Here is a 19,305-nt window from a genome sequence, read left to right as displayed (position 1 = left end):
TATTAAGTATCTTTAAAATTCAGGAATGAATTTAATCACTAAAAGCCAGCAAGAATAACCTTCCCAAACATTCAGCAGACTCTTGAGAAAGATACATTTCCCCGTGATGTACTTTAGTTAATACTTCAGCTGGTATTTCAAGAATTACTGCCATGTGATTGATATCTAGATTGGTAAGATGTAAAAGTGCTTCAATCCAAATTTTTTGTTTTATTTTGTTCCGTACAAAATTAAAACGGACACCATCATTGAATTCCACGATGCACACCATGTTACAACTCCATGTATTAATTTTTAATAACATGGCCAAGTATAATTATTACAATAAGTAATCCTATCCCCCAATGTAGGTAATTTTATGATATTAAGCCATAGCGAAATGCTTTTGATACTGCTTCAGTAATATTAATGCAATTCATTTTATTGCGAATAGACTTAGCATGTGTTTTTACGGTTTCTGCCGATAAATGTAAGCAGTCAGATATTTTTTGGATGGTCATTCCATTAGCAATCATACTCAGGCATTGTAATTCTCGTTGGCTGAGCTGTATAAAATGTTTTGGAGTCGACTTGCGCATAATGACATTTTTTCTTAATTCACTATCCACAAATATACTCAGCCATTTTTGCTTGGGTATAGCAGTAGTTATCTCAGATAACATGGCATCAAGGAAGAAACAAATGAATTTTTCAAAAGTATCACGCACTTGATAGTAAAGTTTTTGAGGTTCTTTTATCTCTTCATTGTTATAAGCTTCAATAATAAAATCACATTCCTCACACTGGCGAACCATAGCAAAAGTAGTACTTAATTTATAGCGTGATTCCAGTATTTGAATAATTGGAATCTGCATTTCATCGTATTTTATTTCTCTCTGAATAAAAAACTCTTTTCCATGGTAAAGGTTATGATCATGATCTACATCTCCTCGAAATAAACCCTCAGTTCGGTATGGTATAGCCCAGAGGTAAAGATTAGAGATATAGTAACGCTGGCCACCACGAAAAAGTATTGAAATTGAAAAATTGGATATCTCTTTTGGACAATTAAGTTTTTCTGTCAGATAATCGATTTTTTCCCGAAATCGGATTGAATCTGATAAGTCATTATAATCATTTAAATTAACGCAAATAGTTCCATCTTCATTGACGCTATGCATTGATATATCCCTAACATCGTTACTACTTACAACCAATCAGCCAATATTTTGTTAATCTTGTCCGGTTGTTCCAACATGGCTATATGGCCACATTGTTCTAGATAAATTAACTCTGAACGTTTCAAGTTTTTTGCCATATGTTCTGATCTTTCAATAGGCATTACATTATCTTGTTTACTGGCAATCAATAATGTTGGACATTCAATCAAAGGTAATAATGATGAATGATCCGGTTTATTCAGAATAGCACTCAATTGTTTTCTATAATTTTCAACGCCTACTTCTTGTGCCATGTCTTGTGCTAGAGGTAACAGAGCTTTATGTTTTTCTTTATCATAAATTGAGTTTTTAAAGATCAGCTTAATTAAGAAATCAAACTTTCCTTTATTAATTAAATCGAGAGAACGTTTACGCTCTAATTGTCCCTTTTCAGATACCAATTTTGCAGCGGAATTAATTAGAATGAGCTTTTCTATGCTATCGGGGATATAGTGATATAAATCAAGCGCAATATAGCCTCCCATAGAGAATCCAATTAGAGTAAATTTTTTAGGAGCACTTGAAGCAAAGCGATTAGCCATCTCTGTAATAGAGTCGCTATTGAGCACATTAACGTAATGAAACCGTTTGCCTTCCTGAAAAAAAGCCTCTTGCTGATGCCAAAGCTTTGGGGTTGCTAATGCTCCGGGAATGAGTACTATATCCCTATTCATATTTGTGACCATATTATTTACAATCGTCCTTAAGATACCCTATGGTGATAATATTTCAAGCAAAATCGAAACATTTGGGTCGGATTTGTGCAGAAGGAGTAACGAATGAGAATATCCTCCGCGAGTAAAGCATTATTCGCTGGTGTTTCAGGCACTGCATTACAATGGTATGACTTTGCACTTTTTGGTTATTTCGCGCCAATTATTGCAGCAACTTATTTTCCCAGTGATGATCGATTATCTTCGCTTTTAAGTGCATTTGGTGTATTTGCTGTCGGCTATTTGTTAGCTCCACTTGGGGCACTATTTTTTGGTTATATTGGTGATTATTTCGGTAGGAAACGTGCATTGACACTAAGTATCTTAGCGATGGCGATTCCTACAGCAATGATTGGTATTGTGCCTTCTTACCAACTCATTGGGATTGTAGCGCCTCTCCTAATCACTCTATTAAGAGTAGTACAAGGTTTTGTCGCGAGTGCTGAATTTACTGGATCTGCTATTTTTCTTGTAGAACATGCTAAGCCTGAGAAAAAGGCTTTATATGGTTGCTTAACCAGTTCGGCATACAGCACAGGTTTGATTTTAGCAGGCCTGGCTGCTTCGTTATTTACTGCTTCATTTATGCCTTCTTGGGGATGGCGGATAGGGTTTGGGGTAGCATTGATTGCTGGTATTCTGATTTTTTATTTGCGTACTTATGTTGCTGAAACACCTGAATATCAGAGGATAGCTCAGGATGATAAAACACGCCTGCCATTTCTGACTGCATTAAAAGAGACTCCTTTAGCAATGATTGGGATTATAGGGATAGCATGGCTAGTCAGTATTATGACCTTTGGTACCTATGTATTTACAGCAACTTATTTGCACAGTTATTTCCATGTTTCACTTGGTTTGGCCACACTGATTATCACTTTATCTTTGGCAGTGGATGCCACACTTGAGCCATTTATTGCGCTCTTAGCAGACAGAATAGGGCTTTTAAGAATCATCCGACTTGGTATGACAGCTATATTATTTTTTAGCATCCCTATCTTTTCATTACTCTCCACAGGAAATATTGGTTTAATTGCAATAGGACTGGTTTTTATGTCTGGTTTGATTGCAATTACCTATGGCCCTTTAAATGCGTATATGATTTCTTTATTTCCTCATCAATATCGTTACAGTGGTTTTGGTGTTGCCTTTAATGTAGGTATTTCATTATTCGGTGGCACAACGCCATTAGTGATGCTGTGGTTGGTGAGCAAGACTGGCAATTTTATTTCACCAGCTTGGTATTATATATTTGGGGCAATCATAGGTCTGGTTTCTTTACTGGTTTGTGAATATAGCCGCAAAAGGTCAATAAATACGCAATCAGCCATGGCTTATTAATTATTGAGGTATTAACATGTTACTTTTCAGTTCTGCTTTGACGAAACACAAACTTACTTTTACCAAATTGAGTGACTGTATGGACTATGTACCCATTGCAGCTACATGGGCTGAAGATGAGTGGGGGTATATCCGTAATAAAGGAATAGAATACCGAGCAGAGGTTATGCGAACACTTAAGAATGATGTGTATATTGGTATATTCGCAGGACAACCCGTGGCGATGTTTGCTTTATTAGAGCATTCTTTTAATGCTGATTTAGCGAAGATAACAGATAATCTACCCCATGCACGTGAATTAATGTATGTCTATATAGAGAAAAATTATCGTGGACTTGGTTTTGGCAAACAAATAATAGAGGAAGCTAAGAGGTTGGCAGCAGAATCAGGTGCTAATTTGATTTTATTGGATACGTTAAAACCAAGTTTGAACGGGTTATATAAGAAACATGGCGCTGAAGTGGTATGCGAAGGGCATTTGTTTTCACACCCAACGGATGTTTTGAGAATTGCTATCTAGACTCTCAAGCTATTTGCTATATGGGCTTGGGTAATGTTTGTAAATGGTAATTGCAGTCACTCGCAAATTTAGGCAAAAATCCACCTGCCTGCATTTGCCACAGCCTTGCATAATGACCACCAAACCTCAATAGCGCTTCATGAGAGTCATCCTCAATAATCTTTCCTTTATCGAAGACTAGTATTCTATCCATTTTCAATAGCGTTGATAGACGATGAGCAATAACAATAGTGGTTTTGTCGTGCATTACTTTACCTAAAGCCTCTTGGATATATTGTTCAGTTAGAGAATCCAATGCTGAGGTAGCTTCATCCAGAATTAGAATAGGAGCATTTTTAAGCATGGCTCTCGCAATAGCAATTCGTTGGCGTTGGCCACCTGATAACTTAATACCGCGTTCGCCGGCCACCGATTGATAACCATCTTTAAGTTGACTAATAAATTCATGACAATGAGTTTTTTTAGAAACAGCAATTACTTCTTCATCATTTGCATTGATATTCCCAAAACGTATGTTCTCCATTAATGTGCGATGAAAAAGAGTTACTTCTTGAGGGATAAATGCTATTTGTTCTCTCAGTGATTGTTGGGTTACATCTTTAATATTCTGCTCATCGATTTTAATTGCGCCTGCTTCAATGTCAAAAAGACGCAAAATTAAGTTGACAAAAGTACTCTTTCCACTTCCAGAAAGCCCTACAATGCCCACTTTTTGGCCAGGTGAAATAGTGATATTTTTATTCTTGAATAGATAATTCCCTTCATTAAAATGAAATGTTACTTCACTAAACTCAATTTTACCGCTAGTAACAATTAGTGACTTCGCATCTTTCTTATCGACGATATCATGTGGTTTGGCAAGAACTGATAAAGCTTGTTTACAATTCCCTATTTGCTCAGAAAAAATAACAAATTGCCCAGCGATAAACCATAAATTCCATAGGATACTAATAGATAAAGTCATAACAAAAACAAAGTCTCCAATTGTAACGAGACTCTTACTGTACATAAGAAGTAAAATATAAATATTTAAACTGGCAAAAATTAAAATGCTAAGATCCCAAAATAGGCGCATTTTAATAATTTTAGCTTGCATAGAACGCTCTTTAGTTACACTATCGCGAATACTTTGAAGAATGTAGTTATTTTCGTCTTTGTGTCTGCCAAAAAGTCTCACGTTAATAATATTGCTTATGCTGTCGACTTTTTTGCCCACTAAAGTTGTTATACTTTCTGAAAGAGCATGTGAAAGCTTTTGAATTGGTTTTAAAAAGAGAATAGTAATGAATAAAAAAGAAACAATCCAACTTAATAAAATAACTGCAAAAATAGTGTGAGCATATAGCATAGTGATAATAGCAATCATTATTATTAACAGTTGCACATAAAGCTCATACCCTATAGAAAGAACTCCAATTACTCCCCTCTGCATATCATTAACTTTATTAATTAAACTTCCAGCAAAATTATTTTGAAAGTATTGATGTGAATGCAAACTTAGATAATTAAACATCCTTGTAATCACATTTTCGCGCACATTGGGGAGAAAATTCATTTTTGCCCAATCTATAAGTCTCATACTGGTACATAACCCTATCCAAAGTGCAATATAAATGAATAAATATGGTTTTATATTCTTAATTAATTCCTTGTTTATTCGAGCGACATTAGCGTGATCAATAATAAGTTTAAGAACATAAGGTATGAATGTATTAAATAATGCGGAAATTAATCCTGCTGAAGCTAGGATAAGAAGCCAAATTTTATAAGGCCCGATTACGTTAAGTATATGTTTAGTTAATGAAATTTTGCTTGTATTCATTTAGATCAGCAGGAAATTATGCGCATTTTATTAAATAAAGGATATTTAAAATATTGCCTTGTAAAACACAGTATGTTGTAATAATAACACGATTTGTTTTTATAGCAAATCTCATTCCTAAACAATAACCGAGAGATAAATATGAAATCCCAATTAATAAAGAAAATTATAGAGATAAAAATTCAGCAAAATGCGAACTCAAAGTGCGCGCAATGCAAACATGGTTGTCATCCTGTTCCTTGTGCAGGTCAATGTGGTGTGTGAGCATTTGAGCAGTTTTTCACAGTAGTTAAGAGTACTCTTAACTACTTATCTCAAATTTACAGATAGGTAAAAAAATGATAGTTCCACTTAGCCAGCTTTTACAATATCAAAATTCAGATGTGATTAATCGTTATAAAAAAGAATATCCTAATAATACTCTCAGTCCAGAAGAGGCGTTTACTGAGCTTTTAAAATTTTTATGGCTATGTAATAAACATAAATATGATCAGATGGCTAACTCTAATCAAGAAGAATTGAATTTCCAATGTGTTATCCATCATGAGATGAAAGAAATTGATGATATGTGGCATACATTTTTGTTATTTACAAAAGATTATATGGATTTTTGTAATTTCTATTTTAAAAAATATATTCACCATGCCCCTTTTAGCAATGCGGTAGCTCCCTCACAAGAGCAATTAACTACTCATCTAACCTATTATTTATCTTATATTTATGATCATCTTGGTGAAAAGACACTTCTTAAATGGTTTGGTATCGGAGATTAGTTAATTCTTTGACTATTATGGCTCTCACTTCTATGTGCAAATCTTCCTAGCTTTTCTTGAAAATTTAATAAAATACTCCTTGCCATTTCTATCTTAAGGAGTAAACAAGCCAATAAATATATTAAACCAGCCAAAAAAATAGCAGTAATCATGGAGATACTGCTTATTAATAGTGAAGGATGATAAAGAAAGTTACTAAAGTGAGATGATACTATCCAACAAGTTAATCCTAAAAGCCCTGATGCTAAAGCACAACGAAGAAATGTGCTTATAAAATAGGTAGTCTGCAGGTTATGCGAACGATTCATCAATATGTACAAAATTAAAAAATTACTTGTTGCTGAAATAGACGTAGACAGCGCTAGTCCTCCATGTCCCAAAGCTAATTTAAAAATTAAAAAATAATTCAAGAGAATATTCAGACCAATGGAAGAAAAGCTAACCATCATGGGCGTCCATTTTTTGTCAATAGCATAAAAGGCTGGGGATAATATTTTAATGCAAGCATAGCTGATCAGACCAAGTGCATAAAGTTTCAAAGCATAAGCAGTTTGTAATGTGTCGACCGAGTGAAATTTACCATGCTCATAGATTAAGCAGATGATCGGTTTAGCAAAAAACCAAAGGCCAACTGCAGCTGGCATGGTTAGAAATATGGCCAGACGCATTGAGCGACCTAATGTTGGTCCAAAGTGAGCTTGGCTGGTACTTGCTGCAATACGTGAAATTACTGGAAGAGTAATTGTGGCAATAGCTACTCCCAATGCTCCAAGAGGAAACTGCATCAGTCTAAATGCACTGTTAAGCCACGTGATAGCTTCTTTCCCGAGATAGGAAGCGAAGCCTGAGTTAATAAGTACATTCACTTGAACTGAACTAGCAGCAATGATTGCAGGGAAAGTTAAGATCAAGATACTACGGATTCCTGGATCGTTCCATTTGAAATCTGGTTTAAAACGAAAGCCAACTCTCCATAAGCTAGGAAATTGTATGGTAAGTTGTAAAAGTCCACCCACCATTGTTCCAATAGCTAAGCCGGTCAATGCTCGCTCACCGAATGCAGGATCAATTAACCAGCCACAAAAAACACCACCAAAAATTGAGCCAATATTAAAAAAGCTTGAAGCAAGTGAAGGTATACCGAAGATATTCTTGGAATTTAAAATCCCCATTATGATAGCGGCAAGCGAAACCAACAAAATAAAAGGATACATTATTTGAGTGAGAAGGATAGTTATACCAATATCTTCTATTGAAAAGCCTGGTGCTAAAGTATGAATTATATATTTAGCAAAAATAATTCCAATTAAGGATAATATACTCATTATGACGCTGGTTAACGTGAGCATTTTAGCAGCTAGTCTCCACGCAGATTCATCACCTTCCGTCTCTATTTTTTTAGAAAAAATTGTTATGAAAGAAACTGATAATGCTCCCTCTGCAAAAAGATCTCTTAGTAGGTTGGGCGCTCGAAATGAAATCAGAAAAATTCCCATCGATGCAGTGCCAAATAGAGTATTAAATAAGACTTCCCGGATAAGACCTAATACACGACTAAACATTACTGCAAGTGCGATAACTCCAGTTGCTTTAATATTTAGGGTTTTATTGGAGATCATTTATGAAGTATTAAATAGCGAAAGCAGTCAATATCATAACTGAAAGATATAACCTGGTCGACATCTCAATGTTTAATAAGACCTGGCAGAATTCAAAAAAATAATTAATCCTGATTTGATATTTACAACTCGTTTATTAATTGATTTCAATAAAACTATATGTTTTAATAAATTAAACGAATCGTTTTGTTTGGTTGAAATCGATTTATTGCAGGAAGTCAGAAATGAGTATTCTAAACATATTGCCCAGACTAATTCGATTGCGGGATGCACCAGCTTATCTAGGTATGGACCGTCATCGCTTTAATGAGGCAGTAAGGCCTAATTTAATTGAGATTCCTATTGGTTCTCAAGGGGTGGCATTTGATCGACTTGATCTAGATGCTTGGGTAGACGATTATAAGCAATGTAGTGGTCGTCCCGCAGCAACCAATCAAAGGAGTATGGGTAAATGGGACGAAAACGAACACCAGGGCTTCAAAAGCGTGGGGAGTTCTGGGTTATTGACAAGAAGGTCTTCGGACGCCGACTTTGCGAAAGCACTGGTACTAGCGACCTCGAAGAGGCCGAGAAGTATCTTGCAAGGCGACTTGAAGAAATAAGGCAGGCAACTGTTTATGGTGTGCGGCCTAAAAGAAGTTTTATGGAGGCAGCAACAAAATTTCTAATGGAAAATCAGCACAAGCGCAGTCTTTCTGATGATGCAGGGAGGTTGCGTGAGTTGGTGAAGTATATTGGAGATATGCCGCTCGAATCGATTCACATGGGTGCTCTTCAGCCTTTTGTAGAAGGTCGAAGGAAAGATGGGGTGAGTACTCGAACTATAAACCATGGGTTACAAGTGGTAAGACGAATACTCAATCTTGCTGCCAGTGAATGGATGGATGAATATGGCCTAACGTGGATTATTAATGCTCCCAAAATTAAATTGTTACCGGAGCATGATCTGCGCAAACCTTATCCATTGAACTGGGATGAGCAACACCGGCTTTTTAATGAGCTACCTTCTCATCTGGAAAAAATCGCGTTATTTGCTGTGAATACTGGGTGTAGAGATCAGGAAATATGTGAGTTACGCTGGGATTGGGAAATAAAGATTCCAGAGTTATCGCATATTATGGTGTTCATCATTCCTGCTGAGTTGGTAAAAAATGGTGAAGAGCGATTAGTTGTTTGTAATGATACAGCTCGTTCCGTTGTAGAAGAAGAGAGAGGGAAGCATCCTACTCATGTGTTTAGTTTTAAAGGGAAGCCTTTGGCTCGGATTTTATCAACTGGATGGCGTCAAGCAAGAATTAAAGCCAATCTTCAACAAGTGCGTGTTCACGACCTCAAGCATACTTTTGGTCGGAGATTACGTGCAGCTGGTGTCAGTTTTGAAGATAGACAGGATTTGCTTGGTCATCGCTCAGGCCGGATTACGACGCATTATTCATCAGCAGAATTACAAAATCTGTATGATGCTGCCAATAAAGTATGTGAAAAGCAAAAAAGCGGGGTAGTGCTGACTTTGTTGCGTAATCCAAATTTGAGAATGCCTGCAAATAAACAGGCTTCAAAGGTAGTTGCTTTATAGGGTTTTAAATGTAGGTCACGCAAAAGTCACGCAAGGACTTTTGAGGTGATTAAGGTATCAAGTGTAACTTATTGATTTTAAAGGCTTTAATTGGTGGGCCCACTAGGACTTGAACCTAGGACCAACGGATTATGAGTCCGCTGCTCTAACCAACTGAGCTATGGGCCCGGAGATTTGCAATTGTAATAGTTATGGTGGTTGAATACCACAATTTTTTTATTCTTTCTTAAAAATATCTTACTAAGTGTAGCTTATTTTTTGGTTATTAAAGAATCATTGGAATTCTTTAATAACCAGTACCTATTGTTGATTAGGTATCGTCGCCTTCCAAGAAGCTTCTGAGTTTCTCTGAACGGGATGGGTGGCGCAGTTTGCGTAGTGCCTTGGCTTCGATTTGTCGGATGCGCTCGCGGGTTACGTCGAATTGCTTGCCGACTTCTTCCAAGGTATGGTCGGTATTCATTTCGATACCAAAACGCATGCGCAATACTTTAGCTTCTCGAGGCGTCAATGTTTCCAGAATTTCTAGGGTCGCTTCACGTAAGCCTTCAGCGGTTGCGCGTTCAATAGGTGATTCGATGTTGGTATCTTCGATAAATTCACCTAAGTGGGAATCATCATCGTCACCTACTGGTGTTTCCATTGAAATGGGCTCTTTTGCAATTTTTAAGACTTTGCGAATTTTATCTTCGCTCAAGTCCATTTTAGCAGCCAATTCTTCAGGGGTGGCTTCACGGCCGGTTTCTTGCATAATCTGACGCGAAATACGATTGAGTTTGTTAATGGTTTCAATCATATGGACCGGGATACGAATGGTTCGCGCCTGATCAGCAATGGAGCGGGTGATTGCTTGACGAATCCACCAAGTTGCATAAGTGGAAAATTTATAGCCACGTCGATACTCAAATTTATCGACTGCCTTCATCAAACCGATATTCCCTTCCTGAATCAAATCAAGGAACTGTAAACCACGGTTGGTATATTTTTTAGCAATGGAAATTACCAAACGTAAGTTTGCTTCAACCATTTCCTTTTTAGCGCGTCGAGCTTTTGCTTCACCAATGGACATCTTACGATTAATGTCTTTAATTTCGCTGATAATCAGGCCATATTCTTCTTCAAAACTAGCCAATTTAGCTTGCAGACGTTTTATTTCTTCACGATATTCTTCAATACGAGTCAGATCCAGTTTTTTGGCGTGTTTGCTGACTATGGCTTCTAACCAGCTTAAATCAGTTTCCTGGCCGGGGAAGGTATCGATAAACAATTTGCGGGGAATGCGTGCCTTTTCAATGCATAAGCGCATAATTGTACGTTCAAATTCACGAATATGATTTCTTAATTGACGGAAATGACGGGTTAATTTGTCTACCTGCCTTGAAGTTAGCTTTAGCTTCAAGAATGAGTCCGACATAATATCCAATAGAGCAACTGTTTTTGGTGATGTGCGGCCATGTTCTTTTAAGGCTACCATCGCATTGTGATAATTCTCACGCAATTCATCGAAATAAATTTTTGCCTGCTCGGGATTGGGTCCTTCATCTCCTTCACCAAGCCCACCTTCACCCTCACCGTCTTCTTCGTCTTCATCCAAATCAAGCTCAAGTTCGTCTTGTTGGGATTCATCAAGCATAGAGCCAATGTTGGCAGCTGGTGCTTCCTCTTCTACATCCGCAAAGCCACTGATTATCTCACTTAGACGAATTTCTTCAGTCATCACACGATCATAATCTTCAAGAACCAGTTGTACGGTTTCAGGATAATGAGCAAGCGCCTTAAGAACTTGATAAATACCTTCCTCAATGCGTTTGGCAATGCGAATTTCACCTTCACGAGTTAAGAGCTCAACAGTTCCCATTTCGCGCATGTACATGCGTACAGGGTCAGTGGTGCGCCCAGTCTCTTTATCAACAGAGGCAAGTACAGCAGCAGCTTCTTCAACATCATCAGGAGCATCTTCTGTGGTACCGAGAAGTGCCAACTCATCTTCACTGGGAGATACTTCAAATACTTTGATGTTCATGCCTTCCAGCATACTGATAATCACATCAAAATGTTCAGTATCAACGATATTAGGTAACAAATCATTGATTTGTGCATAGGTCAGGTAATTTTGTTCTTTACCTAAGCGGATGACTTTAGTGATTTGCGAGTGCTGCTGTTCTTGATCATTCATAGTCGTCATAAGCATTTGTGAGGTTAAGGGCCACAAAAAGGTTTTGATTATAAACCTGCTATAGCAAACATGCCAGTATATTTTGCGTTATTTTTTATCATCAACCGTTTGATGCCGTTGCTTTAACATTTCCTGTAAATAGAGTCTTTCTGATAAAGTTAAGCCCTGATTGCGTGATTTTGCAATGTATTGATTAATTTTATTCTCCAAATTTTGTTTTTGCAAAAATAAAATAATATCGACAAATTCATTTACCAGCGCAACTTCGGGTACTTGGTGTTCCCAACTGGCCAATTTTATCAATGCTTCAAAATAGGACGTATTACGCCATTGCTCAATAAGGGTCGCAGTATTGATTTCAGGGGCTTTGGCAATTTGCTGTAATAGTTTTTGTAATAGCTCCTGATCTTTACCATCCAGTAAATTGGGGTCGATGGCATTCTGACACGCTTTAAAAATTTCGGGATGCTGGATAAGCAGTGCAATAGCAAGTCGAATGGGGGAGCGAGTTATCGGCTTATTGCTTGTCTGAGGTTGAGGTGTTCTATCGCGTAGTAATTGGTCAAGACGATGACTTTCAATATGACTTATACGTGCCAACTCATCTAGTAGAAGCTGTTTGTAAGGACCATCCTGCATTTTAAGTAAATGAGGCTTGGCGATATTAATTAATTGGCTTTTACCTGCAACCGAAGTGAGTTCGATATTGCGACTAAGGGTTTCAAAGAAAAATTGGTTGAGAGGTTTGGCTTGCTGAAGCCGCTCTAAAAACTTGGTACTTCCTTCTTCCCGGACAAGGCTATCCGGGTCCTGACCTTCAGGGAGAAAAATAAAACTGGCATTAAGTCCAGAGTTTAATTGAGGAAGACAACTTTCCAAGGCGCGCCAGGCAGCTTGTCGGCCAGCGGTGTCACCATCGAAACAAAATATTAAATGTTGAGCATGCTTTGCCAGTAATTGAATATGATAAATGCTGGTGGCAGTTCCCAAGGTAGCAACTGCATTATTAATGCCGTATTGTGCCAGAGCAATGACGTCCAAATAACCTTCAACAATAAGAATGTTCTCAACAGTTTTTTGTGCTTGCAGGATTTGATGCAGTCCGTAAAGTTCACGGCTTTTCTGAAAAATAACCGTTTCTGGTGAGTTCAGGTATTTTGGTTTTTGTTGTGCATCAATAGCGCGCCCGCCAAAGCCTATAATGCGTCCATGCCTGTCATGAATGGGAAACATGACACGATGGCGGTAGCGATCATAAGTTTTGCCGTCTTCTTTCTGAATGAGCATACCTGTGGTGATAAGCTCTGCACGATGACCTCTAAACTGTTTTTCGAGCATTTGCCAATCGGAAGGAGCATAACCAAGCTGATAACGTTTAGCAATTTCACCAGTGAGACCTCGCTGGCGCAGATAGGAAATTGCTTGTTGGCCCTGGGTTTTTAGCGTTTGTTGATAAAATTGATTCACTTGCCCTAGCAATTGATACAGGCTTAAAGAGAGTTGATTTTTTTCTGCACGCCCTTCTCGTGGTACTGGTAAACCAAGTCGAGAAGCCAAAGTTTCTACGGCATCAATAAATCCTTGATTGAGATAACTCATTAGGAAACTAATGGCATTGCCGCTTGCACCGCAGCCAAAGCAATGGTAAAACTGCTTTTTAGCAACGACATTAAATGAAGGAGTTTTTTCACTGTGAAAGGGACAACAGGCTACAAAAGCATGACCGCTCTTTTTTAAAGGGATATAACTATCGATTAATTCAACAATATCAGTACGAGTAAGCAGTTCATCGATGAATGGCTGCGGAATTAAGCCAGACATGATAGGAAATTAACTCAGTTTAGCCTTTATTAACGCGCTAACTTCCGTCATATCAGCCCGTCCTTGAAGCTGAGGCTTTAAAAGAGCCATAACCTTACCCATGTCACTCATTTTTTCAGCCTCAGTGTCGGCAATTGCTTTGTCAATAAGCGCTTTAATTTCAGCTTCAGATAGCGGAGCAGGAAGGTAATGACTTATTACATCCAATTCAAACTGCTCTTGTTCGACTAAATCATCGCGGCTAGCAGCTTTGAATTGAGCAATAGATTCTTTACGTTGTTTGGCAAGTTTATCGAGAATGACAAGCATTCGAGCATCGTCAATCTCAATACGCTCATCAACTTCGACTTGTTTGACTGCAGCAGTAATAAGACGAAGCGCATCCAGTTTCTTTTTTTCTCTGGCACGCATTGCATCTTTAATATCATTACTGAGACGGTCTTTAATCATCATAAATTACTTGCGTTTACGTTTAACATTACGACGAGCTGACATGGTCACATCACGTGAAATTTTTTTAAGGTGACGTTTTACAGCTGCAGCTTGCTTACGCTTACGTTCAGCAGTAGGCTTCTCGTAAAATTCGCGGCGACGTAACTCAGTTAAAATGCCTGCTTTTTCACAGGAGCGTTTAAAGCGACGGAGTGCATATTCAGGGTTTTCGCCTTCTTTCACACGAACGGTAGGCATTAATTTATTTCCTCTAAAATTAATTTAACATAGTAGGCTGGCAATTCTAGTGCCAGTTAAGTCAATCGTCAAGTTTTATTAGAATGGTAATTTTTAATTTCCCTTGAGATCACTTAATGACTATACATTTATAAATGAGTAGTCTTTTTTGGTGTTTCTAATTAGTCTTTCGTATAATGTTAGTTTATTTTTTACTCATAACAGCAGGAGAATGATGCGCGTATTAGGCATTGAGTCATCATGTGATGAAACTGGGATTGCAATTTATGATTCTGGTAAAGGATTGGTAGCCCATGCTTTGCATTCTCAATTAGAAACTCATCAACGCTACGGGGGTGTTGTGCCAGAATTAGCCTCGCGCGATCATGTTAAATATATTGTGCCTTTGGTTGATAACGCTTTACAACAGGCTGGTGTTGATAAGACGCAATTGAGTGCTATTGCTTATACTGCGGGCCCTGGTCTTATTGGGGCTTTATTAACAGGCGCCTGTTTTGCAAAAAGTTTGGCTTTAGGATTGGGCATTCCTTCCTTGGGAATTCATCATCTGGAAGCTCATTTACTGGCAGCAAAACTTGATTCCCCCGTGCTGGATTTTCCTTTTCTTGCTCTTTTGGTTTCTGGCGGACACACGCAACTTGTTGAAGCGCGAGCTTTAGGAGAATATTCCATTATTGGAGAAACCTTAGATGATGCGGTTGGAGAAGCCTTTGATAAAACAGCAAAGTTAATGGGGCTGCCTTATCCGGGAGGGGCTATTTTAGCGCAGCTTGCAGATAGTGTGTCAACGGGAGATGAGGGACTCCCTCCGTTTCCGCGTCCCATGACGGATAGGCCGGGTTTGGAGTTTAGTTTTAGTGGGTTAAAAACTCATGCACTTACTGCCTGGCACAACAGTCATAAAGATGAGGATGCCAGACGGCTTATCGCAAAAGCGTTTCAGGATGCAGTCGTAGAGACATTAAGTATTAAATGTAAACGTGCTATAAAACAAACAACCTGTCGAAAATTAGTGGTTGCAGGTGGTGTTGGTGCTAATCAGGCTTTAAGAGTAGCATTAACTAAATTAATTGAAGAAATAGGGGGAGAAATTTATTTTCCGCGCCCAGAGTATTGTACAGATAATGGCGCTATGGTGGCCTATGCAGGCTGGTTGCGGTTATTGCGTGGTGAAAAAGACAAAAGTCAAGCGGTGGAAGTAAAAGCCCGTTGGCCATTGACCTAAAACGACCTAAACTTCTACTTACGGCAATAAGTAGAAGTTTTCAGACGCCATAGGCAGTAATTAAGAGTTTTCTGTATTTTCTGCCCGTTCTGTTTCAGGAGTTCCTTCTGCTAAAGAAGAAACTTGTTCTTCTTTACTTAATTTAACGGGGGCTACTGCAGTTTGTTCCAGTTCTTGCTGTTCTTCTTCAAGGACTGCGTTAATTTCTTCGCGCAACGAAGATCGTTTAAATTGAATCTTTGATTCCTTGCCATCAATTAAGCGCGTGATATTTTCGCGATGCTTGTAAATTACAAACAGCGTAATGAAAAATAAAGGGGGAAACGTAAGTAAACCATTAGGAATAAAGAGGGCATACCAGGGCGCCATGCTCATTGAAACCATCGATGCAACGGAGGAGTAACGCGTAAAATTAGCGACAAGAAGCCAGGTAGCAATCACGACAACCCCTAAGATAAAGTGCAGACCTAATAAGGCGCCAATTGCAGTTGCCACACCTTTTCCACCACGAAAACCAAAAAATATAGGATACATGTGACCCATAACGGCTGCCCAACAAGTAAAACCAACTGCGATGGGACCTACTCCTATTAATTGTGCAAAGAGGACAGGTAGAAGACCTTTTAAAAGATCAGCCAATAGCACGATAGCAGCATATTTTTTTCCAGATATTCTTAAAACATTAGTCGCTCCGGGATTTTGTGAGCCTGTTATACGTGGATCAGGAAGTGCGAAAACTCGAGACACAATGACCGCTGAGCAAACCGAACCAGCCAAATAACCAACTATAACGACAAAAAGAAATAACAGGGCAGATAACATCTCGCCTCCTGAGTAAATAAAAAAGCTTTCATTATTAATGAAAGCGAAACCATTGTGAAGACAATTAGAGTATAGACTCAATCAGAGGGTGAGCCTATAGCATAGAGATTCTAATGGTTAATTATTCCGGCAAAAAGAGCGCCTGCAAGTTATTAGTATAGCGTCGTCCTAATTCAGTAATTTGCCAGGATGATTCATCAAGACTTATTAATTTTTTTTTAGCAGCAATTGTCAACAAGGGTTTTAATTGCGCAAAAGCTAATCCTGTTCTCTCATAAAAGAGCTGGTAAGGAATTGGCTGGTGTAGACGCGTTGTATTGAGCATAAACTCAAAAAGGAGTGAATCAGGTTTAACGACTTCCCTGGCTGCAAGATAAGGTTTTTGGGTATCGAGATAATCTCGGGGTTGCCGATGTTTTCGAGTGCGAAAAACATAACCTTCTGCAGAGGATAATTTACCATGGGCTCCAGCGCCAATGCCATAATAGTCACCAAAAAGCCAATAATTTAAATTATGTTGAGCTTCTTTTTCAGTTTTGCAAAATGCGGAAATTTCATAGCGGGTAAATGCGTTTGCAGCTAATAATGCAAGCCCTTGTTCCTCAAGCTCACACGCCTCGTCTTCATTGGGTAGCACAGGGCGTTTTTTATAAAAAACAGTATTGGGTTCAATAGTTAATTGGTACCAGGATAAATGCTCCGGCTGATGATTGATGGCAGTCGTCAAATCGTCTAAACCCTGTTCAATAGTTTGGCCTGGTAAACCATGCATCAGGTCGATATTAATATTGTCAAAGCCCGCACGTCGTGCGGCTTGAATGGCAGTATGTGCTTGCGTATCATCGTGAATACGGCCTAGGCTTTTCAGATGTTGTGGATTAAAACTTTGTATGCCTAAAGAAAGTCGGTTAATGCCTGATTGACGATAATCATTAAAACGTTGTTGTTCTACAGTACCTGGATTTGCTTCCAGGGTAATTTCAATGCTGCGTGCAAAAGGTATTAATTTATTGAGTTGATTAAACAAGTTGTCATAAGCTTTTGCTGAAAATAAACTGGGTGTGCCTCCGCCAATGAAAATACTGCTGATTACTTGTGGTGCAGGAAAAGCATCTAAATCAGTTTTAAAGTCGGCAACAAGCGCTTGAATATAAGCATCCTCAGGTAAATTAGCCAGGCTTTTGTGCGAATTAAAATCACAATAGGGACATTTGCGAACACACCAAGGGATATGAATATATAAGGAAGTGGGTAACATCGTTAAAATTTTAGGCTGGCTTGTTTAAGCTCCTAATAGTATCATGACAATATTTTTTACAAAACACTTGCTGATTTCAGCGCAAGTTATTTTTTGCGATTAAATTAATTTAGCTTACTATGTCCTGTGGCTTGTCCACAGGATCCAGAGACGTTAGAGTTTAGACATGTAAATTGTTGAAGGGATTTGAAGATGCGGGAAAAACCGACTTGCTCAAAGCGCTCTGTTATTGCAAAGTCCAATTTGTTCACTATAGAACAAATGCACCTTCATTTCACCAATGGAGCGCAGCGGATTTATGAACGCATTCGCAGCCATGGACATGGGGCAGTACTGATTGCAGCTATCACTGCAAGTGAATCTTTTCTCTTGGTGCGTGAATATGCTGCGGGGACTGATTCTTACGAATTGGCCTTTCCCAAAGGACTTATTAATCAAGGGGAAAGTGTAGTGGAGGCAGCAAATCGAGAGTTGCGTGAAGAAGCCGGTTTTGCCGCGAAACAACTGCACCCATTGAAACGGTTGACATTGGCGCCAGGCTATTTTGGGGCGGCTTTGGATGTAGTAGTGGCGTATGATTTATATCCAGCGCCTTTGCCAGGAGATGAACCCGAGCCCCTGGATGTTATTGAATGGCCTTTGGAGGCGATTGAGGAGTTAATTGTACGTCCTGATTTTTCTGAAGCGCGGAGTATTGCTGCGCTTTATTTAGTAAAACAATGGTGGAAAAAGGAAAAGAATAATGAATAAACGAGTACGAGTTGCTATAACCGGTGCGGCCGGCCAAATTGGATATGCCTTATTATTTAGAATTGCATCCGGACAAATGTTTGGGCCTCACACCGATGTGGAATTACATCTTCTTGAGCTAGAGCCAGCTTTACCTGCACTTGAAGGGGTGGCTATGGAATTGGAAGACTGTGCTTTTCCTTTACTAAAACGTGTTGTTTGTACGGCTGATCTTAAGCAAGCGATGGACGGCGTAAATTGGGCTTTACTGGTAGGGTCAGTACCCCGTAAACAAGGTATGGAGCGTTCTGATTTATTGCAAATCAATGGTGGTATTTTCACCAAACAGGGACGGGCGCTCAATGATTATGCTGCTGAAGATATTCGAGTTTTTGTGGTTGGAAATCCTTGCAATACCAATTGCCTCATCGCAATGAATAATGCGAAAGATATTCCCGATGATAGATTTTATGCAATGACGACCCTGGATGAATTGCGGGCTCGTACCCAACTTGCAAAAAAAGCAGGGGTTGATGTTACTGAAGTCAGCCAAATGACTATTTGGGGTAATCATTCATCGACACAATATCCTGATTTTTACAATGCAAAAATTGATGGTTTATCTGCTGCTTCAGTCATTAAAGATGACAACTGGTTAAAAGAAACCTTCGTCTCTACAGTGCAACAGCGCGGTGCTGCGATTATTAAAGCACGTGGTGCATCATCTGCTGCTTCCGCTGCGAATGCGATTATCCATGGTGTCAATAATTTAATTACCGATACCCCAGCCAATGAATCATTCTCCATGTGCTTAAGCTCACAAGGTGAATACGGTGTTGACGAAGGTTTAATTTTTTCTTTCCCCTGTCGTCGCACGCATGGGGAGCTTCATGTTGTAGAGGGATTGCAGTTTAATGACTATGCGAAAGCACGATTTGAGGCTACTTTGGATGAGCTTCGTCAGGAGCGAGATACTGTTAAAGAATTAGGTTTGCTAGATTAAGAAGATGCGTAATCCGAC

General features: G+C 38.8%; 18 protein-coding genes and 1 tRNA gene. 7 read left to right on the top strand and 12 right to left on the bottom strand.

Features of this window, described 5'->3' with window-relative positions:
* Positions 1 to 31: 31 nt before the first annotated feature.
* The 3 genes from clem_RS12105 to clem_RS12095 all read right to left on the bottom strand — a co-directional run bounded on the left by clem_RS12105 (position 32) and on the right by clem_RS12095 (position 1,873).
* On the bottom strand, positions 32 to 271 hold the full coding sequence (locus tag clem_RS12105) for a hypothetical protein (protein ID WP_094091796.1): 240 nt from the start codon (positions 269 to 271) through the stop codon (positions 32 to 34).
* Positions 272 to 356: 85 nt separating this feature from the next.
* Complete coding sequence (locus clem_RS12100) at positions 357 to 1,160, bottom strand: response regulator transcription factor (RefSeq protein ID WP_094091795.1); 804 nt, start codon at positions 1,158 to 1,160, stop codon at positions 357 to 359.
* A 26-nt stretch (positions 1,161 to 1,186) separates the two neighbouring features.
* Positions 1,187 to 1,873 (bottom strand): alpha/beta fold hydrolase, encoded by a 687-nt coding sequence (locus clem_RS12095; RefSeq protein ID WP_094091794.1) that lies wholly within the window; start codon positions 1,871 to 1,873, stop codon positions 1,187 to 1,189.
* A gap of 105 nt (positions 1,874 to 1,978) precedes the next feature.
* Here clem_RS12095 and clem_RS12090 point away from each other — a divergent pair, with 105 nt between their 5' ends.
* Both clem_RS12090 and clem_RS12085 read left to right on the top strand, forming a co-directional pair.
* Positions 1,979 to 3,253, top strand: coding sequence for an MFS transporter (locus clem_RS12090; RefSeq protein ID WP_094091793.1), 1,275 nt, complete (start codon positions 1,979 to 1,981; stop codon positions 3,251 to 3,253).
* A 16-nt stretch (positions 3,254 to 3,269) separates the two neighbouring features.
* Positions 3,270 to 3,773, top strand: coding sequence for a GNAT family N-acetyltransferase (locus clem_RS12085; protein WP_094091792.1), 504 nt, complete (start codon positions 3,270 to 3,272; stop codon positions 3,771 to 3,773).
* Positions 3,774 to 3,789: 16 nt separating this feature from the next.
* On the opposite strand, the gene clem_RS12080 is transcribed toward clem_RS12085, so the two are convergent.
* A complete protein-coding gene (locus clem_RS12080) occupies positions 3,790 to 5,595 on the bottom strand; it encodes an ABC transporter ATP-binding protein (protein ID WP_094091791.1) in 1,806 nt (601 codons plus the stop codon).
* 338 nt (positions 5,596 to 5,933) lie between these two features.
* On the opposite strand from clem_RS12080, the gene clem_RS12075 reads away from it, so the two are divergent.
* Complete coding sequence (locus clem_RS12075) at positions 5,934 to 6,368, top strand: glycine-rich domain-containing protein (protein ID WP_094091790.1); 435 nt, start codon at positions 5,934 to 5,936, stop codon at positions 6,366 to 6,368.
* On the opposite strand, the gene murJ is transcribed toward clem_RS12075, so the two are convergent.
* On the bottom strand, positions 6,365 to 7,987 hold the full coding sequence (gene murJ, locus clem_RS12070) for a murein biosynthesis integral membrane protein MurJ (protein ID WP_094091789.1): 1,623 nt from the start codon (positions 7,985 to 7,987) through the stop codon (positions 6,365 to 6,367). The two genes, clem_RS12075 and murJ, sit on opposite strands and share 4 nt — an antisense overlap.
* A gap of 451 nt (positions 7,988 to 8,438) precedes the next feature.
* Here murJ and clem_RS12060 point away from each other — a divergent pair, with 451 nt between their 5' ends.
* A complete protein-coding gene (locus clem_RS12060; protein WP_232505473.1) occupies positions 8,439 to 9,563 on the top strand; it encodes a tyrosine-type recombinase/integrase in 1,125 nt (374 codons plus the stop codon).
* Positions 9,564 to 9,654: 91 nt separating this feature from the next.
* On the opposite strand, the gene clem_RS12055 is transcribed toward clem_RS12060, so the two are convergent.
* From clem_RS12055 to rpsU, 5 genes are all read right to left on the bottom strand, one after another.
* Positions 9,655 to 9,731 (bottom strand) — tRNA-Ile (locus clem_RS12055).
* Positions 9,732 to 9,873: 142 nt separating this feature from the next.
* On the bottom strand, positions 9,874 to 11,739 hold the full coding sequence (gene rpoD, locus clem_RS12050) for an RNA polymerase sigma factor RpoD (protein ID WP_094091787.1): 1,866 nt from the start codon (positions 11,737 to 11,739) through the stop codon (positions 9,874 to 9,876).
* A gap of 87 nt (positions 11,740 to 11,826) precedes the next feature.
* The gene (gene dnaG, locus clem_RS12045) at positions 11,827 to 13,560 is read right to left on the bottom strand and encodes a DNA primase (RefSeq protein WP_094091786.1); all 1,734 of its coding nucleotides are present in this window, start codon (positions 13,558 to 13,560) and stop codon (positions 11,827 to 11,829) included.
* A gap of 9 nt (positions 13,561 to 13,569) precedes the next feature.
* A complete protein-coding gene (locus clem_RS12040) occupies positions 13,570 to 14,013 on the bottom strand; it encodes a GatB/YqeY domain-containing protein (RefSeq protein WP_094091785.1) in 444 nt (147 codons plus the stop codon).
* 3 nt (positions 14,014 to 14,016) lie between these two features.
* Entirely contained in the window at positions 14,017 to 14,250 is a 234-nt protein-coding gene (gene rpsU, locus clem_RS12035) for a 30S ribosomal protein S21 (RefSeq protein WP_094091784.1), read from the bottom strand.
* A gap of 214 nt (positions 14,251 to 14,464) precedes the next feature.
* On the opposite strand from rpsU, the gene tsaD reads away from it, so the two are divergent.
* Positions 14,465 to 15,475 carry a tRNA (adenosine(37)-N6)-threonylcarbamoyltransferase complex transferase subunit TsaD gene (gene tsaD, locus clem_RS12030; RefSeq protein WP_094091783.1) on the top strand — a complete coding sequence of 337 codons (1,011 nt, stop codon included), beginning with the start codon at positions 14,465 to 14,467 and terminating at the stop codon, positions 15,473 to 15,475.
* Between the two features lie 60 nt (positions 15,476 to 15,535).
* Here the strand turns inward: tsaD and plsY are convergent, their stop codons facing one another.
* Positions 15,536 to 16,297, bottom strand: coding sequence for a glycerol-3-phosphate 1-O-acyltransferase PlsY (gene plsY, locus clem_RS12025; RefSeq protein ID WP_094091782.1), 762 nt, complete (start codon positions 16,295 to 16,297; stop codon positions 15,536 to 15,538).
* Positions 16,298 to 16,418: 121 nt separating this feature from the next.
* A complete protein-coding gene (gene hemW / locus clem_RS12020; protein ID WP_094091781.1) occupies positions 16,419 to 17,555 on the bottom strand; it encodes a radical SAM family heme chaperone HemW in 1,137 nt (378 codons plus the stop codon).
* Positions 17,556 to 17,747: 192 nt separating this feature from the next.
* Between hemW and nudE the strand changes: the two genes are divergently transcribed.
* Both nudE and clem_RS12010 read left to right on the top strand, forming a co-directional pair.
* Positions 17,748 to 18,305: an ADP compounds hydrolase NudE gene (nudE, locus tag clem_RS12015; protein ID WP_094091780.1), complete on the top strand. Its 558-nt coding sequence runs from the start codon at positions 17,748 to 17,750 to the stop codon at positions 18,303 to 18,305.
* Positions 18,298 to 19,287 (top strand): malate dehydrogenase, encoded by a 990-nt coding sequence (locus clem_RS12010; protein WP_198333124.1) that lies wholly within the window; start codon positions 18,298 to 18,300, stop codon positions 19,285 to 19,287. The genes nudE and clem_RS12010 overlap by 8 nt, the downstream gene beginning before the upstream one ends.
* The last annotated feature ends 18 nt before the right edge of the window (positions 19,288 to 19,305 follow it).

It is taken from the genome of Legionella clemsonensis (genome assembly GCF_002240035.1).
Taxonomy (GTDB): domain Bacteria; phylum Pseudomonadota; class Gammaproteobacteria; order Legionellales; family Legionellaceae; genus Tatlockia; species Tatlockia clemsonensis.
The sequence above is the reverse complement of the archived record's forward strand: the minus strand, read 5'-3'. Positions and strand labels throughout refer to the sequence as shown.